This is a genomic window from Micromonospora sp. SCSIO 07396 (assembly GCF_053667945.1).
In genome coordinates, this window is sequence record NZ_CM132210.1 from 867,017 (window position 1) to 885,284 (window position 18,268).

Here is an 18,268-nt window from a genome sequence, read left to right on the forward strand (position 1 = left end):
CCCGCCAGCCCGCCCGGCCAGGTCCGGTACCGCATGAAGGAGAAGACATCATGATCGATGTCACGCTGGAGTCGGTGAGCAAGCGCTTCGCGCGTGCCGGCGACACCGCTGCCGTCGACGACGTCGACATCAGCATCGCCGCCGGGGAGTTCTTCACCCTGCTCGGGCCGAGCGGCTGCGGCAAGACCACCACCCTGCGGATGGTGGCCGGGTTCTACTTCCCCACCTCGGGGCGGATCAGGTTCGGCACGGAGGACGTCACCCACCGGCCGCCGAACAAGCGCGACACCGGCATGGTGTTCCAGAACTACGCCCTCTTCCCGCACATGTCCGTCGCGCAGAACGTCGCGTACGGGCTGAAGATCCGCAAGGTGGGGCGGGCCGAGTCGGCCCGGCGGATCGAGGAGGCCCTCGGCCAGGTGCACCTCGCCGGCTACGGCGACCGCCGGATCGACCAGCTCTCCGGCGGCCAGCAGCAGCGGGTGGCGCTGGCCCGCGCCCTGGTCATCCGGCCGCGTACCCTGCTGCTCGACGAGCCGCTGTCCAACCTCGACGCCAAGCTGCGCGAGGAGACCCGGGTGGAGATCCGGCGCATCCAGCAGGAGGCCGGCACCACCGCCATCTACGTCACCCACGACCAGTCCGAGGCGATGGCGATGTCCGACCGGATCGCCGTGATGGAGTCCGGCCGGGTCCGGCAGATCGGCGCCCCGCAGGAGATCTACCACCGGCCGGCGACCGCCTTCGTGGCCCGGTTCATCGGCCGCAGCAACGTGCTCAGCCTGCCGGTGGTCACCGCCGCCGCCGACACGGTCACCGTGGGCCTGCCCGACGGCAGCGAGACCGCCGTCGCCGCCCCCGCCGACCACGGCCTGCGCGCCGGGGACACCGCCCTGGTCTCGGTACGCCCCGAGCACCTCGGCCTCACCTCGGCCACCGAGCCCGGCGCGCTCACCGGCCGGGTGACCGAGGTGGAGTTCACCGGCATGGCCACCAACCTCGTGGTCGAGGTGGCCGGCGAGCCGGTGCAGGTCGCCGCGATCGACGTCCCGGCCGGCATCGCGGCCGGCGACCAGGTCGGCCTGCGGCTCAACCGGGACCGCATGTGGGTGGTCACCCCATGAGCACCATTCCCGCCGCGCCGAGTGCGGCGACCGTGCCGCCGGTCACCCAGGATCCCGTCCCGCCGAAGGCCGACCGGCCCCGGCGCGGCCTCAACGCCAACTCGCCGTGGTTCCCGTACCTGCTGGTCTTCCCGCTGGCACTGATCCTTTTCGGCTACGTGGTGCAGCCGATGTTCGCCACCTTCGCCGAGAGCGTCGGGGTGGACGGGGTGGCCAACTACACCGAGTTCGTCACCGGCACCGGGGTGGCCCGGTCGGCGCTGCTCACCTCGTTGATGATCTCGGCGGCCAGCGTGCTGCTCTGCGGGATCGTCGGGGTGGCGATGGCATTCCTGCTCAAGCGCTTCTCGTTTCCCGGCCGGCGGCTGATCGAGGCGATCATCCTGGTGCCGGCGGCGCTGCCGCCGCTGATCGGGGCGATCTCGTTCCAGCTGCTCTACAGCGAGACCGGCATCCTGCCGCGCGGGCTGCAACAACTGCTCGGCACCGAGAACCCGGTGCTGCCGTTCACCGGCATCGCCGGGGTGCTGGTGGTGCACACCTTCACCATGTACCCGTTCTTCTACCTCGCCGCGTCCGCCGCCCTGGTCGGGATGGACCCGTCGGTGGAGGAGGCGGCCTACAACCTGGGCGCGAGCCGGGTCCGGGTCTGGCGCACGGTGCTGCTGCCGATGCTCACCCCGGCGCTGGTCTCGGCATCGCTGCTGGTCTTCATGACGTCGCTGGCGTCGTACACCGCGCCGTTGCTGTTCGGGGTGGACCGGACGATGACCATGCAGATCTACATCAACCGCACCAACGGCGACCTGCCGATGGCCTCCACCTACGCGTCGGTGCTGGCGGTGTCCTCGGTGCTGTTCCTGCTCGGGATGCGCTGGTACGAGGGGCGGCGCAGCTACCGCTCCCAGTCCAAGGGCGTCGCCTCGCACCGCCGGGAGATCACCAACCCGTTCGGCAAGTGGCTGGCGCTGCTGGCCTCGGTGCTGGCGACCATGGTGCTGCTCGCCCCGGTGGCGACGATCGCCCTGGTCGCCTTCTCCCGGGACGGCTCGTGGACCACCGAGGTGATCCCGGCGGAGTACACCATGCAGAACTTCGTGACGATCTTCTCGGACCCGGGGGCGTACCGGCCGATCCTCAACTCGTTGCAGATGAGCCTGCTCGCCACCGTCGGCTGCGTGGTGGTCGGCGTGCTGATCGCGTACGCGGTGCGCCGGCTCGACTTCCGGGGCCGGGGGCTGCTCGACGTGGCGGTCATGCTGGCCTGGGCGCTGCCCGGCACGGTGGTGGCGATCAACCTGATCTCGGCGTTCAGCACGGGCAACGCGTTCAGCTTCGGGCAGGTGCTGATCGGCACCTTCTGGATCATGCCGTTGGCGTACTTCGTGCGGTTCCTGCCGCTGGTGTTCCGGTCGAGTTCGGCGACGCTGGCCCAGATCGACCCGTCGCTGGAGGAGGCGGCCCGTAACCTCGGCGCGCCCTGGTGGCGGGCGTTCGGCACGGTCACCCTGCGGCTGATGCTGCCCGGTGTGCTGGCCGGCGCGCTGCTCGCGTTCGTCAACGGGGTGGGCGAGTTCGTCGCCTCGGTGCTGATCTACACCTCGGAGACGGCACCCATCTCGGTCGAGATCAACAACCGGATGTACTCGTTCGAGGTCGGCACCGCCGCCGCGTACGGCATGCTCCAGGTGGTGTTGATCTTCATCGTGATGGTGTTCTCCGGTCGCCTGCAGAACGGCGGCCGGGCCACCCGGGAGGCGGCGAAGTGGACGGCGTGACCTGGCCGGCCGGGGGTGGGCTGCTGCCCGCCATCCGGATCCCCGGCGGTGAGCTGGCCGCCGTCGCGGCGGCGGCGGACTACGCGGTGCTGCCCGTGGGTGCCGTCGAGTGGCACGGCCCGCACCTGCCGCTCGGCACCGACCTGATCCTCGCCGAGGGCTTCGCCGCCGAGGCCGGCGGCATTGCCGGCCGGGTCGCCGAGGCCGGCGGCGCTGCCGGCCCGGTCGCCGGGGCCGGCGGCGCTGCCGGCCGGGTCGCCGGGGCCGGCGGCGCTGCCGGGCCGCGCGGGGTGCTCTTCCCGGCGGTGCCGTACGCGGCCTGCCCGGGGCAGACCCGGCCCTGGCCGGGCACGGTGTCGATCCGGCCGGAGATCGCCGTCGGCTACCTCGCCGACGTGATCGAGGGGATCGTCGCCGCCGGTTTCCCCCGGCTGCTGATCGTCAACGGCCACGACGCCAACATGTCCACCGTCCGGGCCGCGATGGAGTGGGTCTCCGGCCGGCGTACCGCCAGCCTGCTGCTGGTCAACTGGTTCCAGCTGGTCACCCCGGCGGAGACCACCGAGCTGTACGGGCCGCTGACCGCCCGGGGGCACGGGGGCGCGTACGAGACCTCCGGGGTGCTCGGGTTCGACCCCGGCGCGGTCCGCCTCGACGCGGTGACCGACCTGCCGCCGAAGCCGAAGCTGCCGGTCGGCCACCCGTACGTGCTGGTCGAATCCCGACCCGACCCGTGGCAGGGCTGGTCCGGGCACATCTCGCTGGCCTCCGAGGTGGCCGGTCGGCAGGTCCGCGCCACGGCCGGCGCGCGGCTGCGGGAGATCGTCGCCGCCTGGGTGGCCGCCCCACCGCCCACCCCGCCCACCGCCGACCCGCTGCCGACGCCCGACGGCCCGGCCCCGACGCCCGCCGACCCGGCGGTGGGCCCGACCCCGGTGGCCGGTGATCCGACAACCGGACCGATCCCGACGGCGGCGGACGGGGCGACCGGGGGAGACCGATGAGCGTGGACCGGGGACTCGACATCGTCGACTTCCACCTGCACTTCCGGATCGGCACCGACGAGACGATCCACGCCTGCGAGGACGCCGCCGGGATGCACCCCGGCGGGGAACACGAGCGGGCCGTGCGGGCCGCCGGCTCCGCCCCGTACGCGAAGGCGTGGCGGCAGGCGTGGAGCTTCCCCGACCCCGAGCCGCCCGCGCCGCGCTGGCAGGACGAGGCCGACCGGTGGGCCGACGAGCTGCGCGCGGTACGGGTACGCCGGGCCGTCTTCGTCACCGGCGGCGGCAACGACACCGTCGCCGACGTGGTCGACAGGCACCCGGACCTGCTGCTCGGCTTCGCCCACCACGACCCGTACTCGCCGGGGGCCGCCGCCGAACTGGAGCGTGCGGTGACCGGACGGGGCCTGCGCGGGCTGAAGCTGTTCGCCCCGCTGCTGCGCGGCCCGTTGGACCACGCCGACCTGGACCCGCTCTGGTCCACCGCCCAGCGCCTCGGGGTGCCGGTGCTGATCCACATCGGCCACTACGGCAGCGCCGGTGGCCTGTCCTTCGGCAGGTACGGCGGCCCCGACGAGCTGGCCCGGATGGCCCGCCGCTTCCCCGAGCTGGCCGTGGTGGTGCCGCACTTCGGCGTCCAGCACGTGCAGGACCTGCTCTTCGCCGCCTGGGGCTGCCCCAACATCCACGTCGACACGTCCGGCTCCAACCAGTGGGTGCGCTGGATGCCGTACAAGCTGACGTTGGAGGACCTGTTCCGCCGCTGCTACGAGACGATCGGCCCGCAGCGCATCGTGTACGGCAGCGACTCGTCGTGGTTTCCGCGCGGCTACGTCACCCGCTACCTCGACGACCAGTTGCGGGTCTGCCGCGAGCTGGGGATGCCCGACGACCACCTCCGCGCGATCTTCGCCGGTAACGCCGAACGGCTGCTGGGCCTGACCGACCGGCCAGCCGAGAACCCGGGAACCGGCCCCAGCGCCGCGTCCCGGCCCGGAAGGAAGTAAGGAACGCCATGAGCGAGCTGACCACCTACCAGCGGTACCACCTGGCCCCGACCTACCACCACCACGTCGGGCACCTGTACCCGGCGATGGTGCGTGCCAGCCAGGCGCACGTGGTGATGCTGACCGAGCAGGGCCTCATCCCGGCCGAGCGGGGGGCCCGGCTGCTGCGCGGGCTGGCCACGCTGCGCGCCGACGACAGCCCCGCCCCGGCGTTCGACGGCAGCTTCGAGGACACCTACTACCTGCTGGAGTCCACCCTCGCGCAGGCGTGCGGCCTGCCCGCGTCCGAACTGGACGTGCAGATGGCGCGCAGCCGCAACGACCTGGACGCCGGGGTGTTCCGGATGCTGCTGCGCGACCAGCTGCTCGGGGTGCTGGAGAGGGTGCTGGTCACCGGCGTGACCGCGCTGGACGTCGCCGACCGGTACGCCGACGTGGTGATCACCGGATACACCCACCGCCGGCCGGCCCAGCCCACCACCATCGGGCACGCGCTGGCCGGTTACGCCGAGGCGCTGGCCGGTGAGGCCGCCGCGTACGCCGACGTGATCGACCAGCTCAACGTCTCGCCGCTGGGATCCTGCGCGTTCGCCGGCACCGACCTGGACATCGCCCCGGCCCGGGTTGCCGAGCTGCTCGGCTTCGACGGCCTGGTGACCAACTCCTACGAGGCGGTCGCCGGGGCCGACCACCTGGTGCGGGTCGGCACCCTCAACGCGCAGGCCCTGGCCACCGGTGCCCGGCTGGCCCGCACCCTGATGGACTGGCTGACCTGGCAGTGGGTGGCCACCCCCGGCGACTTCACCCAGGGCAGCAGCATCATGCCGCAGAAGCGCAACCCGGTGGTGCTGGAGCACCTGGTGTCGATGGCCGGCGCGAGCGCCGCCGACGCCGCCTCGGTGCTCAACAACGTCGGGGCGGCCTGGTGGGAGGACTCCAACAACGCCACCACCGACGTGCAGGTCCGGCTCTGGGACAGCAACGACCGGGCGGACCGGTTCTTCGCCCTGGTCGGCGGCTTCCTCGCCGAGCTGGAGCCGCTGCACCCGCCGACCCGGGAGGAGATCGTCGCGTCCGGGGCCACCACCACCGCGGCAGCCGACGCGTTGACCCGGCACGGGGTGCCGTTCCGGGCCGCCCACTCGGTCGTCGGCCGGCTGGTCCGCGCCGGTGCGCCGGGCACCTGGACCGCCGACGGCGTCCGGGCCGCCGCCGACGGGCTGGTCGACGGGCTCACCGACGACGCCGTGGCCGACCTGATCGCCGCCGCCGTCGACCCCGACCTGGTGCTGGACCGGGCCCAGGTGGACGGGCCGGGTGCCGCCGCGGTGCGCGCCCAGGTGGCGACGCTGCGGGTCGCGTTCACCGGCGTCGCCGACCGGCTCGCCGCGACCCGCGACCGGCTGGCCCGCGCCGACGAGGCGCTGGACGCCGTGGCCGCCGAGGTGGCCGGCCGGTGAGCGCACCGATCGGGCGACCCGGTTCCCGTCCACTCGCGGGTCCGGGCGGCACACCGTCGTGGAGACGACCGGCGGACACGGCGGTGACGGGGCGGTGGACCAGGTGAGCGTACGGCTGGCCGGCCGGGCCGCCGCCGGCACCCGGACCGGCGAACTGCTGCTCGGCATCGACTTCGGCGGGACCAAGATGGCGGTCGGGGTGGCCGACGACACCGGTCGGCTGCTGGCCCACCGGCGGATCGCCACGCACGCCGAACAGGGTGCCCCGCAGGCGTTGGACCGGGCCCTGGAATTGGCCGCCGCACTGGTCGCCGAGGTCGGCGGGCCGCTGGTGGCGGCCGGGGTGGCCTCGCCCGGGGTGGTCCGCCCCGACGGCATCGACCTGGCCCCCAACGTGCCCGGCTGGGAGCGGCTACGCCTGGCAGACGCTGTCTCCGCCGCCCTCGGGGTGGCCCGGGTGGCGGTGGACAACGACCTCAACGCCGCGGCCCTGGCCGAGCTGCGGCTCGGTGCGCTGCGCGACGCCGACCCCGGCCTGGTGGTCGGGATCGGCACCGGCGTTGCGGCGGCCGTCACCGTCGGCGGCCGGGTCCTCGCCGGGCACCGGGGCGCGGCCGGCGAGATCGGCTACGCGGTGGCCGGCGGCCCGTGGCCCGGCACCATGCTGGAGCTGGACTTCTCCGGCCGGGCCCTGGACCGGTTGGCCGACGAGCTGGGGGTGGCCGGGCAGGCGGCCGGGCTGGCCGCCGCCGCCGAGCTGCCCGGCGCGGCCCGCGACGCCCTCACCGCCCGGGTCGACGAGCTGGCCCGGCACCTGGTCACCTGCTGCCTGCTGCTCGATCCGCAGCGGGTGGTGCTGGTCGGCGGGGTGGCCGGCAGCGCGTTGATCCGGGGGCTGCTCGTCGACCGGCTGGCCGAGGTGCTTCCGCACCGCCCCGACGTGGTGCTGTCCCGGTTCGCCGACGACGCGGCGTTGCTGGGCGCGGTCACCCTCGCCCGGGAAGCGGTGCCCGCTCCCCGCTGACCTGGCGATCCGTGCGTCCGGGCCGTGAGGGGTGGACCGGTCGGACCGGGTGTCCGGCCCGCGAAGGGGGCGGGCCGGACACCCGGTGCGGGGCGGGTCAGAACGTGGGCGGGGTGGGGCTGGTCGGCGTGAGCACGCCACTGGCCCGGGTGCGGACGGCGTGTGCCGCCGCCGCCGCGTTGCGGACCACCTTGGCGGTGTCGTGGCTGATCATGGTCCGGTTCTGCTTCACGATCCGGCCGTCGATGAGCACGGTGTCGATGTTGGCGGGGGTGGCCGAGCGGACCAGTGTCGACTCCAGGTCCCCGATGGGGGCGATGTTCAGGTCGTCCGCCCGGATCAGGACGATGTCGGCCCGCTTGCCGGGGGTGATCGAGCCGGTCACGTCGGCGAGACCCAGCGCCTTCGCGCCGTTGATGGTGGCCATCTCGATCGCCTGCCGGAACACCACGGGCGGCAGCGTCTCAGTGTCCGTGCCCAGCCACGGGATGCCCAGGTTCCAGGCGACGTTCATCGACTCGAACATGTTGATCGGGGCGAGCGAGCTGGCGTCGAAGGACAACGAGACGGTGATCCCGGCGGCCAGCATCCGCAGCAGTTGCCCGTGGAAACCGCCGGCCGTGCCGAGGCGCAGTTCGGAGTGGACCGAGAAGCTGACCGGGGCGTGGGTGCGGACCATCGCCTGCCGGTCCGCCTCGTCGAACGGCAGGGCGTGGCAGAGCAGGAAGTCCGGCCCGAGGAAGCCCATCCGCTCCAGGTCGGCGGCGTGCACGGCCGTCGTCGGGCCCTGCCCGGAGTGCACCGAGACCGGCAGCTTCCGCCTCCTGACCTCGGCCATCTCGGTCAGGAAGGTGGGCAGTTGGCCGGGCCCGCGCAGGTTCACCCCGAGGTGCACCAGCCCGTCGAACGGTGACTTCTTGCCGAACCAGGTGGACGCGACCCGGTCGATGTCGGCGAAGTCGATCGGCTGGGTGGCCGGCTGGCCGTCCCGGTGGCCGTACGAGTAGCGCGCCCGGACCAGGCCGTCGGCGTGCGCGTGCAACTCCGCGTCGGCGTACTCCGGCCCGCGTACGTTGTGCGCCCAGTTGTTGACGGTGGTGATGCCGGCGCTCGCACACTCGACCAGACCGAGCAGCACGCTGTGGTAGAAGTCGTCAGGCTGGTAGGCGGCGACGGTGGCCGATTTCGCCGCGAAGTACTCGAATCCGGTGGAGACGAAGTTGCGGCCCAGCGCGCTCCACATGTGGTAGTGCGTCTCCACGAAGCCGGGCATCGCGATCATCTTCGCGGCGTTGATGACCTGGGCACCCCGGGCCCGCAGGCCCGCGCCGACCTGGACGATCCGTCCGTCGAGCACCTCGATGTCGGCCCGTGCCTGGTTGCCGATCACGGGGTCGACGGAGACCAGCGCCGCGTTCCTGATCAGGTAGTGGCCCCGCTCCGGACGCCAGCCCGGGGCGCGGCCCGGCCGGTGCGGCCCGGGGGAGGTGGCGCGGGCCGGCGTGGGGAGGGCCAGTGGCGACACGGCGGCGGCCCCGGCGGCGGCGAGCAGGGCGCGTCGGCCGAGCAGCGGCGCGGGAGCGGGCCTGCCGCATTCGTCGAAGAGTGTCGTTGTGTGGTCGTCGCCGTTCTCCGGCGTCGCAGCTGTGTCCGGGGTGTGAGGCATGCGGGCAAGCTAGGAAGACGCGATTTCCGCGAAATTTCCGACCGGCTAGTATCCGGTGAACGCGCTGGTCGTGGCCGGATGCTGGGAAGATCGCCGGTCGCCCGCTACCCGCCGACGGGCCCCGCTCGCCGACCGTCACCCCGCCGGTGCCGGCCGGCGAGGCGGTCGGGCTGGCCGACGGCCCGGCACCGCAGGGTGCCGGGCCGTGGGTCGCCGGTGCCGTCAGGGGCGGGTGAAGACCAGGGCGACGTTGTGGCCGCCGAAGCCGAACGAGTTGTTCAGCGCGGCGGGCACGTCCAGGTGGCGGACCTTGTTCGCGGCCACGTCCATGTCCAGACCGTCGTCCGGATCGTCCAGGTTGATCGTCGGCGGGATGACACCGTCGCGGATGGTCAGGATGGTGGCGATCGACTCCAACGCACCGGCCGCGCCGAGCAGGTGCCCGGTCATCGACTTGGTGGCGGTCAGCACCGGGTGGTCACCGAGCGCCCGGTGCAGCGCCTTGATCTCGGCGAGGTCGCCCACCGGGGTCGAGGTGGCGTGCGCGTTGACGTGCACGATGTCGGCCTTCGCCACGTCGGCGTCGGCGATCGCCTTGGCGATGGCCCGGATCGCCCCGGCCCCCTCGGGGTGCGGCTGGACGATGTCGTACCCGTCGGAGGTGATGCCCGCACCGGCGAGCCGGGCGTAGACGTGCGCGCCCCGGGCGGCGGCGTGATCGGCCCGCTCCAGCACCAGGATCCCGGAGCCCTCGCCGAGGACGAAGCCGTCGCGGCCCTTGTCCCACGGGCGGGAGGCCTGCTCCGGTTCGTCGTTGCGGGTCGACATGGCCCGCATGGAGCTGAACCCGGCGATCGGCAGCGGGTGGATGACCGCCTCGGTGCCGCCGGCCACCACCACGTCGGCCCGGCCGGAGCGGATCATGTCCAGGCCGAGCGCGATCGCCTCCGCACCCGTCGCGCAGGCGCTCGCCACGGAGTGCACCCCGGCCTGTGCGCCCAGCTCCAACCCCACCCAGGCGGCGGGACCGTTGGGCATCAGCATCGGGATGGTGTGCGGGGAGACCCGGCGCGGGCCGGACGCCTCCAGGATGTCGTCCTGCGCGAGCAGGGTCAGGGCACCGCCGATGCCCGAGCCCACGCTGGCACCCAACCGTTCCGGGTCCAGCCCCGAGTCGGCGAGCCCGGAGTCTGCCCAGGCCTGCTGCGCCGCGATCAGCGCGATCGCCTCCGAACGGTCCAGCCGGCGCAGCTTCACCCGGTCCAGCACCTCGGTCGGCTCCACCGCCAGCTGGGCGGCGATCCGGACCGGGAGCTGGCCGGCCCACTCCTGGGTGAGCGAACTCACCCCGGAGCGGCCGGCGAGCATGGCGTCCCAGGTCGACGCGACGTCCCCGCCCAGCGGGGTGGTCGCGCCGAGCCCGGTGACGACGACGTCGACGCGACTCATCTCAGGACTGCGCCTCGATGAAGCTGACGGCGTCCCCGACGGTCTTCAGGTTCTGCACCTCGTTGTCCGGGATCTTGACGCCGAACTTCTCCTCGGCGGCGACCACGACCTCCACCATGGAGAGGGAGTCGACGTCGAGGTCGTCGGTGAAGGACTTCCCCTCGGCCACGTCGTCCGGGTTCACCCCGGCGACCTCTTCGAGGATCTCGGCGAGGCCGGAGGTGATCTCGTCACGGGTCATTACGGTGGGTTCCTCTCATCGGGGTTTTGTTCTCCGCCGGATGGCGGCGCGCCGCGGTCGCCGACCGCGTCGGGTCTTCAGGGGCAGCGGACGACCTGACCGGCGTAGGTCAGCCCGCCGCCGAAGCCGAACAGCAGCACCGGCGCGCCCGAGGGCACCTCCCGCCGCTCGACCAGCTTGGACAGGGCCAGCGGCACGCTCGCCGCCGAGGTGTTGCCGGACTCGACGATGTCCTTGGCGATGATCGCCTGCGGGATGTTCAGCCGCTTGGCGATGCCGTCGATGATCCGCGAGTTGGCCTGGTGCGGCACGAACGCGGCCAGCTCGGACGGGTCGACGCCGGCCTTCTCGCACGCCTGGAGCGCCAGCGGGGCCAGCGCGGTGGTGGCCCAGCGGAACACCGACTGCCCCTCCTGCGCGATGTACGGCCGCCAGCCCTCGATGCGTACCGCGTCGCTCTTGTCCGGCGCGGAGCCCCACACCACCGGACCGATCCCGCTCGGCTCGTCGCCGGTGGTGGCGGTGACCACCGCCGCGCCCGCGCCGTCGGCGAAGATGATGCAGGTCGAACGGTCGGTCCAGTCGGTGAAGTCGGAGAGCTTCTCGGCCCCGATGACCAGCGCGTTGCGGGACGCGCCGGCGCGGATCGCGTGGTCGACGGTGCCCAGCGCGTACGCGAAGCCGGAGCAGGCGGTGTTCAGGTCGAACGCGCCGGGGGCGGTGATGCCCAGCTTGGCGGCGACCCGGCAGGCCACGTTCGGGCTGCGGTCGATCGAGGTGCAGGTGGCGACGACGACCAGGTCGATGTCGGCGGCGGTGAGGCCCGAGTTGGCCAGCGCCTTGTCGGCGGCGGCGGTGGCCATGTCGGCGACCGTCTCGCCGTCGGCGATGCGCCGGCTGACGATGCCGACCCGGTCCCTGATCCACTCGTCGTTGGTGTCGACGAACTGGGCGATGTCGTTGTTGGTCACCACCCGGGAGGGCTGGTAGTGCCCGAGGGCGACGATCCGACTGCCGCTCATGCCTGGCCTCCGATGCGGGCGATGGGTTGGCCCGGCGCGACCGGGTCGGCGGGGTGGGCGAGCCACTCGGTGAGCGGGCCGCTGTCGTGGGCGGTGACCTCGACCGGCCCCTGCCGGGTGGTCACCTGGCCGAGCACCTGGCCGGCGCTCAGCCCGGTGCCCTCGGCGAGTCCCTCGGCCGGTGCGAAGGTGCCGACGGCGGGGGCGACGACCACCCGGGCGCGGGGGGTCGGGCGGTGACCGGGCGGGCCGCTGTGCCGGGCGATCAGGTCCCGGGCGGCGGGCAGGTCGGCGGGGGTGTTCAGGGTGACGATCTCGGGCACCCCGGTGGCCTTGAGCTCCCGCTTGACCAGCCCGGCGAGGGTGCCGGCCGGGGGCAGTTCGAGCACGCCGGTGACCCCCAGGTCGGCCAGCGTCCGCATGCACAGGTCCCAGCGCACCGGCGCGGTGACCTGCCGGACCAGCCGGTGCACCAGCTCCCGGCCGTGCGCGACGGGAGTGCCGTCGAGGTCGGAGAGCAGGAGCCGGGCCGGGCTCGACGGGGTGATCCCGGCGGCGACGGCGGCCAGCGCCTGCTCGGCGGGGCCCATGTACGGGGTGTGGAACGCCCCGGCGACCTTGAGCCGGACGATCCGGGCCCTGGCCGGGGGTTCGGCGGCGAGCTTGTCCAGGGCGTCGAGCGTGCCGGCGGCGACCACCTGCCCGCCGCCGTTGCGGTTGGCCGGATGCAGGCCGTGGGTGGCCAGGGCGGCGAGCACCTCGTCGGGGTCGCCGCCGAGCACGGCGGCCATCCCGGTCGGGGCCAGGGCGCAGGCGGCGGCCATCTCCCGGCCGCGCACCCCGGCGAGGGTGACCGCGGTCTCGGCGGAGAACACCCCGGCCAGCGCGGCGGCGGCCAGCTCGCCGACGCTGTGCCCGGCGACCAGGTTCACGTCGTGCAGGGGGAGCTGCTCGGCCGCGACCAACGCCGAGGCCACCAGCAGCGGCTGGGTGCGGGCGGTGTCCACGATCTCGTCGGCGTCGGCCTCGGTGCCGAGGTGGACCAGGTCGACCCCGGCCGACACCGACCACCAGCGCAGCCGTGACTCGACGCCACGCAGGGCGAGCCAGGGCGTCAGGAAGCCGGGCTTCTGGGAACCCTGGCCGGGAGAGAGGACGGCGAGCACGTCTATGACTCTTCCCGATACTCCGGGGTAAGCGCTGTGCGGGCTGACACCAAACCGCACTAGAACTCTTGGAGGGTTCCTACAAAAATCGGCAGAGATCGTCACCTGACGGCCCTGCTCACCGGTCACCCGGTGTCATTTCTGGTTCGGACCGGGTGCGCCCGCCGGGACGATCGGGTCCAGCCGGCCGACCGTCAGCGCCACCTGGAGTGCGAACGCGTCCCGGGGGGTCAGTGGGGAGAACCCGGTGACCTCGGCGATCCGGCGCAGTCGGTAACGCACCGTGTTGGGATGGACGAAAAGGGCACGGGCCGCGCTCTCCAACGTCCCGCCGGCGGCGAAGAAGGCGTCCAACGTCTCCAGCAGTTCCCCGCCGGCACGCACCAGGGCGGCGTACACGTCGTGGCGCAGCCGGCGGCGGGCCTCGGCGTCACCGGCGAGGGCCCGCTCGGGCAGCAGGTCGGCCGCCGGCACCGGCCGGGGCGCGGTGGGCCAGGCCGGCGCCGCCCGGTAGCCGGCCAGCGCGGCCCGCGCCGAGTCCGTCGCCTCGTCCAGACTGGGTACGGCGGGACCGACCACTACCGGGCCGTCGCCGAATCCGGGGAGCAGCTTCTCGGTGGCGGCCATCGGGTCGGCCGCGCCACCGAGCACGATGACCAGCCGGTCGCCGTGCACGCCGCCGATCACCTCCACCCCGATCCGGCGGGCGTACCGGTAGACGGTGTGCAGCACGGCGGACACCTCCCCGCCGGGGGACCGGCCCACCGCCACCGCCACCGGTGGGGCGTCCGCCCAGCCCAGTGCGGCGGCCCGGCTGGCCAGCACGTCGGGGGAGTCCCCGCGCAGCAGGGCGTCGACCAGCAGCGCCTGCAACCGGGCGTCCCAGGAGCCCCGGGACTCGGCGGCGCGGGCGTACACCCGGGCGGCGGCGAAGGCGATCTCCCGGGAGAACCGCAGCACCGCCTCGCGCAACTGCTGCTCCTCGCCGGGCGCGGCCAGGTGCGACACCTGTTCCTCGACCACGTCGATGGTCACCTTGATCAGCGCGACCGTCTGCTGGAGGCTGATCGAGCGGGCCAGGGCCAGCGGCGCGGTGGCGAAGACCTCGTCGGAGACCTCCTGGGTGCTGTCGGTGGTGCCGCCGCCGGAACCCAGCCACTCGACCAGCGACCGGGCGCCGGCCTGCGCCACCAGCATCACCCAGGAACGCTGCTCGGCCGGCAGCTCGCGGAACCAGGGCAGGCTCTCGTCCATCCGCACCACGCTGGCCGTGGCCAGCGCCCCCGCCGCCCGCTCGATCCGGCGCAGGGTGGCCGTCAGTTCCATCCCGTCCGGCTCGTTCACCGCTCCAGCGTGACATGCCCTGAGCAGGGACTCGACGTCGGCTCCGGGGCGGCCCGCCGGGTGACGGGCCGCCGGGCGTCGAGGCGCAGGTCGGCGGTGGGGCGGTCAGCTGGTGACGGTGACGTGCACCACCCAGCGCACCTGCGGGGACGGGCAGGGGGTCGGCGCGTGCCGGCAGAGGTTGTCGGTGATGGTGGAGACGTCGACCTGGCCGGGTGCGGTCGCCACGTAGCGGGCGATCAGCGGTTGGCCGCTCGGGTAGCCGCCGGTCACCTCGCCGGGCACGACGACCCCGGCGGGGGTGAGCGTCGGGGGCAGGTAGTTGCTGGGCAGGCTCACCACGAGCGTGTCACCGACGCGCAGCGTGAGGTCACGCTGGTTGTCGGGAGCGGAGACGACGACGGTCTGCCCGGCGTCGGTCGGTGGCAGCGCGATGACCGCGACGTGCAGCGCCCACAGCACGGTCGGCAGGGTGCACGGTGGGGTGGTGTGCTGGCAGGCGTGGTCGGTGCGGGTGGTCAGCTCGGCGGTGCCCGGGGACACGGCCCGCAGCGTCGCCACGAGCGGCTGCCCGGTCGGGAAGCCGCCACTGGTCGACACCGGGGTCAGCGCGTTCCCGGTGGTGCTGACCGGCAGGTAGTCGGCCGCCAGGGTCACGCCCAGCGTCTGCCCGACGTACAGGGTGACGGTGCGCTGGTTGTCGGCCTCGCGGACGGTGACGTCGGCCCCGGCCGGCGGGCTGGCGGTGGTCGGCGGGACGGCGTCGTTGGTGCAGCTCGGGGTGGGTGCGGTGGTGGGGCCGGCGAGCTGGACGCCGAAGGTGGTCGACGCGCCAGGTGTCAGCACCCCGTTGTACGGCGCGTTGGTCGCGGTCGCGGTGCCGCCCGTCGCGCTGACCGAGGTGTTCCAGGACGACACGATCCGTTGGCCGTCGGTGAGCGGCCAGGTGACCGTCCACCGGGTGGCGGTCGCCGACGCGGTGTTGGCGACGGTGAAGGTGACGATCTGGCCGCCGCTGGCGCCGCTGCCCCAGCGCGAGTCGACCCGGACCGTGGCGGTGCAGCCGCCGGCCGGGGTGGCCGTGGCGGGTGCGCCACCGGCGACCGTGGTCATGCCGAGGGCGGCGACGGTGGTGGCGGCGAGGATGCCGCCGGCCGTCAGGACGGACCGCCTGGAAGCGATCATGATGATTCCTCCGATCCCCGTCGGAGCTCCTGCCGGGGCGGCGTCGGGCCGGCCGCCGGCCGGGAAGCCCATGGTGCCGTCCGCACCCTACGACCATCCGGTGGTCGCCGTCAATATAGACATAGATCTATGTTATGGTGGTGGCGCGGGCAGCCCCAGCTCCTGCGCCAGGATCGCCGCCTGCACCCGACTGCGCAGCGCCAACTTCGCCAGCACCCGGCTCACGTGGGTCTTCGCGGTGCTCTCCGCCACCGCCAGCCGGTCGGCGATCTCCCGGTTGGACAGGCCGATGCCCAGGCAGGCCAGCACGTCACGCTCCCGGGGGGTCAGCCCGGCCACGGCGGCGCGGTCCGCCGCGTCGACGCCCGGCGCGGTCGCCGCGAACGCCGCGATCAGCCGCCGGGTCACCGTCGGGGCGATCACCCCCTCGCCCCGGGCCACCGTCCGGACCGCCGCCACCAGACCGGCCGCATCGGTGTCCTTGAGCAGGAAACCGGCCGCCCCGGCACGCAGCGCGCCGAAGACGTACTCGTCCAGGTCGAAGGTGGTCAGTACCAGCACCTCGGCGGTGCCGGCGGCGACGATCTCCCGGGTCGCCGACACCCCGTCCAGCCGGGGCATCCGGATGTCCAGCACCGCCACGTCGGGACGCAGCTCCCGGCAGAGCCGCACCGCCGCCTCCCCGTCGGCCGCCTCGCCCACCACCTCGATCTCCGGCGCGCCGGCCAGGATCAGCACCAGACCGGCCCGGACCGCCGCCTGGTCGTCGGCCAGCACGACCCGGACCGGGGCGGTCACGGCTGCTCCCCGGCCGGCAGCGTCGCCCGCACCCGCCAGCAGCCGTCCCGGGGACCGGCGGTGAACTCGCCGTCGAGCAGGGCGGCCCGCTCCCGCATCCCGATCAGGCCCGCACCCCCGGTTGGCAACCCCGCGCCGCTGCCGGGCCCGTCGGACCGGACCGGATTCTCCACCGTCACCGTCACCTCCGTCGACAGGTACGCCACGGTCAGCTCCGCCGTACCCGTGCCGTGGCGCAACGCGTTGGTCAACGACTCCTGCACGATCCGGTACGCCGCCAGGTCGACCCCGACCGGCAGCGCCCGGGGCCGCCCCCGCACCGTCGAGCGGACCCGCAGGCCGGCGTCGGCCATCCGGGCCAGCAGCCGGTCCAACTCGTCCAGCCGGACCCGGGTGGCCTCCTGGACCGGGTCCACGGACGGCTCCCGCAGCAGCCCGACGAGTTGCCGCATCTCGGCCATGCCCTGCACGCTGCTGTCCCGGATCACCCGCAGCGCCGCGTCGATGCGGGGCCTATCCAGCCCGGGGGCGGCGAGTACGGCGGTGGCGTGCAGGGCCACCGCGCTGAGCTGGTTCGCCACCACGTCGTGCAACTCCCGCGCCATCCGGGCCCGTTCGGCCAGCACCGCCTGCCGCCGGTCCAGCTCGACCAGCCGGGCGGTCTGCTCGGCGCGGGCCCGCTCGGTCGCCGCCTGGTCCCGGTACTGCCGCACGCTGACCCCGGTGACCACCGGCAACACCCCGAGCAGCGCGAACGGCATCCCGACGGCGGCACCCCGCCAGCCCCAGCAGAGCAGGCCCAGCACCACGCCGCCGACGCTGAGCCCGACGGTGACCCGCAGCAGCCAGCGCCACCACCGAGGCGGGCCGTACACGCACGTGTCGTACAACACCTGGGTGAAGATCACCGTGACGCCCACCGACACGCCGAGCGCGGCGTCGGCGAGCACCGCCACCGTGCCCACCGCCAGGCCGGTCCGGGTGGCGACCCGCCGCAGCCCGACCGCCACGCTCACCGCCAGCAGCGGCAGCAGGAAGGACACCCGTGGCACGTCCGGCGCCCAGGGGAACTGGGGTTGCAGGCCGACGCCGTAGGCCGCCAGGCCGCCGACCAGGGACACCCCGGCCAGCGCCAGGTCGCGTCCCGGCCGGCCGGAGCCGACCCAGCCCGGCATCCGCATGGTCCCGATCCCACCACATCCCGGGTCGGCACCCCTCCCACCTGCGGAGGAGGCCGCCCGGTCGGCCGTCCGCCGAAGGGGGTACGCCGGGCCGCCGCTCCGCCGAAGGAGGGACCCGCAACTCGTCCCCGCCGGTGAGGTGACCACCTCCCCGCCCCGGCACGCTGGACCGGGACGGGGAGGTGGACATGCTGCTGGCGGTCATCGTCGGGTGTGAGATCGGGTTCTGGGTGCTGCTCGTGGCCGGGCTGGTCGCCAGGTACCCGCTGCGCCGGCCCCGGCTGGGGGCGGCGCTGCTGGTCTGCGTACCCCTGGTTGACCTGGTGCTGCTGGGCGCGGCGGCGGTGGACCTGCGCCGGGGGGCGACCGCGGACGCCACCCACGGGCTGGCCGCCGTCTACCTCGGGTTCTCGGTGGCGTTCGGGCACTCCCTGGTCCGCTGGGCCGACCAGCGCTTCGCGCACCGTTTCGCGGGCGGCCCGCCGCCGGTGAAACCACCCAGGTACGGCTGGGCGCGGGCCCGCCACGAGTGGCGGGAGTGGGGTAAGGCGCTGCTCGGCTGGGCGGTCGCCTGCGCCCTGCTGGCCGCCGCGATCGTCGTCGTCGGGGACGCCGAACGCACCCGGGAGTTGGCCGGCTGGATCCGCAACCTCACCGTCGGACTGCTGATCTGGCTGGTCGCGTTCCCGGTCTGGGAGACGATCTTCCCGCGTCGCCCGAGGTCCTGACACCGGGGGTACGCGCTGCACGGCGCGTCGGTGCCGGCCAGTACGGTGGCACTGCCGCGCCGGGGTGTCGTCCCGGCGGGCGACGCGAGTG

16 protein-coding genes are annotated in these 18,268 nt (G+C 74.0%); 7 read left to right on the forward strand and 9 right to left on the reverse strand.

Annotation, left to right across the window (positions count from 1 at the left end):
- Positions 1-50 precede the first annotated feature (50 nt).
- The 6 genes from ACWCHM_RS03960 to ACWCHM_RS03985 all read left to right on the forward strand — a co-directional run bounded on the left by ACWCHM_RS03960 (position 51) and on the right by ACWCHM_RS03985 (position 7,397).
- Positions 51-1,124, forward strand: coding sequence for an ABC transporter ATP-binding protein (locus ACWCHM_RS03960; RefSeq protein ID WP_204959457.1), 1,074 nt, complete (start codon positions 51-53; stop codon positions 1,122-1,124).
- Positions 1,121-2,902 (forward strand): ABC transporter permease, encoded by a 1,782-nt coding sequence (locus ACWCHM_RS03965; RefSeq protein ID WP_204959456.1) that lies wholly within the window; start codon positions 1,121-1,123, stop codon positions 2,900-2,902. Before ACWCHM_RS03960 ends, ACWCHM_RS03965 begins: the two co-directional genes overlap by 4 nt.
- Positions 2,890-3,906 (forward strand): creatininase family protein, encoded by a 1,017-nt coding sequence (locus ACWCHM_RS03970; RefSeq protein WP_454221530.1) that lies wholly within the window; start codon positions 2,890-2,892, stop codon positions 3,904-3,906. The genes ACWCHM_RS03965 and ACWCHM_RS03970 overlap by 13 nt, the downstream gene beginning before the upstream one ends.
- Positions 3,903-4,913: an amidohydrolase family protein gene (locus ACWCHM_RS03975; protein WP_421487697.1), complete on the forward strand. Its 1,011-nt coding sequence runs from the start codon at positions 3,903-3,905 to the stop codon at positions 4,911-4,913. The genes ACWCHM_RS03970 and ACWCHM_RS03975 overlap by 4 nt, the downstream gene beginning before the upstream one ends.
- An 8-nt stretch (positions 4,914-4,921) precedes the next feature.
- Complete coding sequence (locus tag ACWCHM_RS03980; RefSeq protein WP_204959454.1) at positions 4,922-6,373, forward strand: lyase family protein; 1,452 nt, start codon at positions 4,922-4,924, stop codon at positions 6,371-6,373.
- A 103-nt stretch (positions 6,374-6,476) separates the two neighbouring features.
- Entirely contained in the window at positions 6,477-7,397 is a 921-nt protein-coding gene (locus tag ACWCHM_RS03985; protein WP_454221531.1) for an ROK family protein, read from the forward strand.
- Between the two features lie 97 nt (positions 7,398-7,494).
- Here the strand turns inward: ACWCHM_RS03985 and ACWCHM_RS03990 are convergent, their stop codons facing one another.
- The 9 genes from ACWCHM_RS03990 to ACWCHM_RS04030 form a co-directional block, all read right to left on the reverse strand.
- A complete protein-coding gene (locus ACWCHM_RS03990) occupies positions 7,495-9,063 on the reverse strand; it encodes an amidohydrolase family protein (protein WP_454221532.1) in 1,569 nt (522 codons plus the stop codon).
- A gap of 222 nt (positions 9,064-9,285) precedes the next feature.
- Positions 9,286-10,512 (reverse strand): beta-ketoacyl-ACP synthase II, encoded by a 1,227-nt coding sequence (gene fabF, locus ACWCHM_RS03995; RefSeq protein ID WP_204959452.1) that lies wholly within the window; start codon positions 10,510-10,512, stop codon positions 9,286-9,288.
- A gap of 1 nt (position 10,513) precedes the next feature.
- Positions 10,514-10,753 carry an acyl carrier protein gene (locus ACWCHM_RS04000; protein WP_067313076.1) on the reverse strand — a complete coding sequence of 80 codons (240 nt, stop codon included), beginning with the start codon at positions 10,751-10,753 and terminating at the stop codon, positions 10,514-10,516.
- Positions 10,754-10,830: 77 nt separating this feature from the next.
- Positions 10,831-11,775: a beta-ketoacyl-ACP synthase III gene (locus tag ACWCHM_RS04005; protein WP_145921163.1), complete on the reverse strand. Its 945-nt coding sequence runs from the start codon at positions 11,773-11,775 to the stop codon at positions 10,831-10,833.
- Positions 11,772-12,941, reverse strand: a complete 1,170-nt coding sequence (locus tag ACWCHM_RS04010; protein WP_454221533.1) for an acyltransferase domain-containing protein — start codon at positions 12,939-12,941, stop codon at positions 11,772-11,774. Before ACWCHM_RS04010 ends, ACWCHM_RS04005 begins: the two co-directional genes overlap by 4 nt.
- A gap of 135 nt (positions 12,942-13,076) precedes the next feature.
- Positions 13,077-14,267, reverse strand: a complete 1,191-nt coding sequence (locus ACWCHM_RS04015) for a PucR family transcriptional regulator (RefSeq protein ID WP_204959660.1) — start codon at positions 14,265-14,267, stop codon at positions 13,077-13,079.
- Positions 14,268-14,390: 123 nt separating this feature from the next.
- The gene (locus tag ACWCHM_RS04020) at positions 14,391-15,470 is read right to left on the reverse strand and encodes a cellulose binding domain-containing protein (protein WP_454221534.1); all 1,080 of its coding nucleotides are present in this window, start codon (positions 15,468-15,470) and stop codon (positions 14,391-14,393) included.
- A 132-nt stretch (positions 15,471-15,602) separates the two neighbouring features.
- Complete coding sequence (locus ACWCHM_RS04025) at positions 15,603-16,268, reverse strand: response regulator (protein ID WP_204959449.1); 666 nt, start codon at positions 16,266-16,268, stop codon at positions 15,603-15,605.
- Positions 16,265-17,449 (reverse strand): sensor histidine kinase, encoded by a 1,185-nt coding sequence (locus ACWCHM_RS04030; RefSeq protein WP_454221535.1) that lies wholly within the window; start codon positions 17,447-17,449, stop codon positions 16,265-16,267. The genes ACWCHM_RS04025 and ACWCHM_RS04030 overlap by 4 nt, the downstream gene beginning before the upstream one ends.
- Before the next feature lie 188 nt (positions 17,450-17,637).
- Here ACWCHM_RS04030 and ACWCHM_RS04035 point away from each other — a divergent pair, with 188 nt between their 5' ends.
- Positions 17,638-18,177 (forward strand): hypothetical protein, encoded by a 540-nt coding sequence (locus tag ACWCHM_RS04035; protein ID WP_204959447.1) that lies wholly within the window; start codon positions 17,638-17,640, stop codon positions 18,175-18,177.
- Positions 18,178-18,268 lie beyond the last annotated feature (91 nt).

What these genes read in the sequence shown, in the direction of transcription:
- ACWCHM_RS03960 (WP_204959457.1), top strand. Translation starts at nt 51, where the DNA reads ATGATCGATGTCACGCTGGAGTCGGTGAGCAAGCGCTTCGCGCGTGCC.
- ACWCHM_RS03965 (WP_204959456.1), top strand. Translation starts at nt 1,121, where the DNA reads ATGAGCACCATTCCCGCCGCGCCGAGTGCGGCGACCGTGCCGCCGGTC.
- ACWCHM_RS03975 (WP_421487697.1), top strand. Translation starts at nt 3,903, where the DNA reads ATGAGCGTGGACCGGGGACTCGACATCGTCGACTTCCACCTGCACTTC.
- ACWCHM_RS03980 (WP_204959454.1), top strand. Translation starts at nt 4,922, where the DNA reads ATGAGCGAGCTGACCACCTACCAGCGGTACCACCTGGCCCCGACCTAC.
- ACWCHM_RS03990 (WP_454221532.1), bottom strand. Translation starts at nt 9,063, where the DNA reads ATGCCTCACACCCCGGACACAGCTGCGACGCCGGAGAACGGCGACGAC.
- fabF (WP_204959452.1), bottom strand. Translation starts at nt 10,512, where the DNA reads ATGAGTCGCGTCGACGTCGTCGTCACCGGGCTCGGCGCGACCACCCCG.
- ACWCHM_RS04000 (WP_067313076.1), bottom strand. Translation starts at nt 10,753, where the DNA reads ATGACCCGTGACGAGATCACCTCCGGCCTCGCCGAGATCCTCGAAGAG.
- ACWCHM_RS04005 (WP_145921163.1), bottom strand. Translation starts at nt 11,775, where the DNA reads ATGAGCGGCAGTCGGATCGTCGCCCTCGGGCACTACCAGCCCTCCCGG.
- ACWCHM_RS04015 (WP_204959660.1), bottom strand. Translation starts at nt 14,267, where the DNA reads ATGGAACTGACGGCCACCCTGCGCCGGATCGAGCGGGCGGCGGGGGCG.
- ACWCHM_RS04020 (WP_454221534.1), bottom strand. Translation starts at nt 15,470, where the DNA reads ATGATCGCTTCCAGGCGGTCCGTCCTGACGGCCGGCGGCATCCTCGCC.
- ACWCHM_RS04030 (WP_454221535.1), bottom strand. Translation starts at nt 17,449, where the DNA reads ATGCGGATGCCGGGCTGGGTCGGCTCCGGCCGGCCGGGACGCGACCTG.
- ACWCHM_RS04035 (WP_204959447.1), top strand. Translation starts at nt 17,638, where the DNA reads ATGCTGCTGGCGGTCATCGTCGGGTGTGAGATCGGGTTCTGGGTGCTG.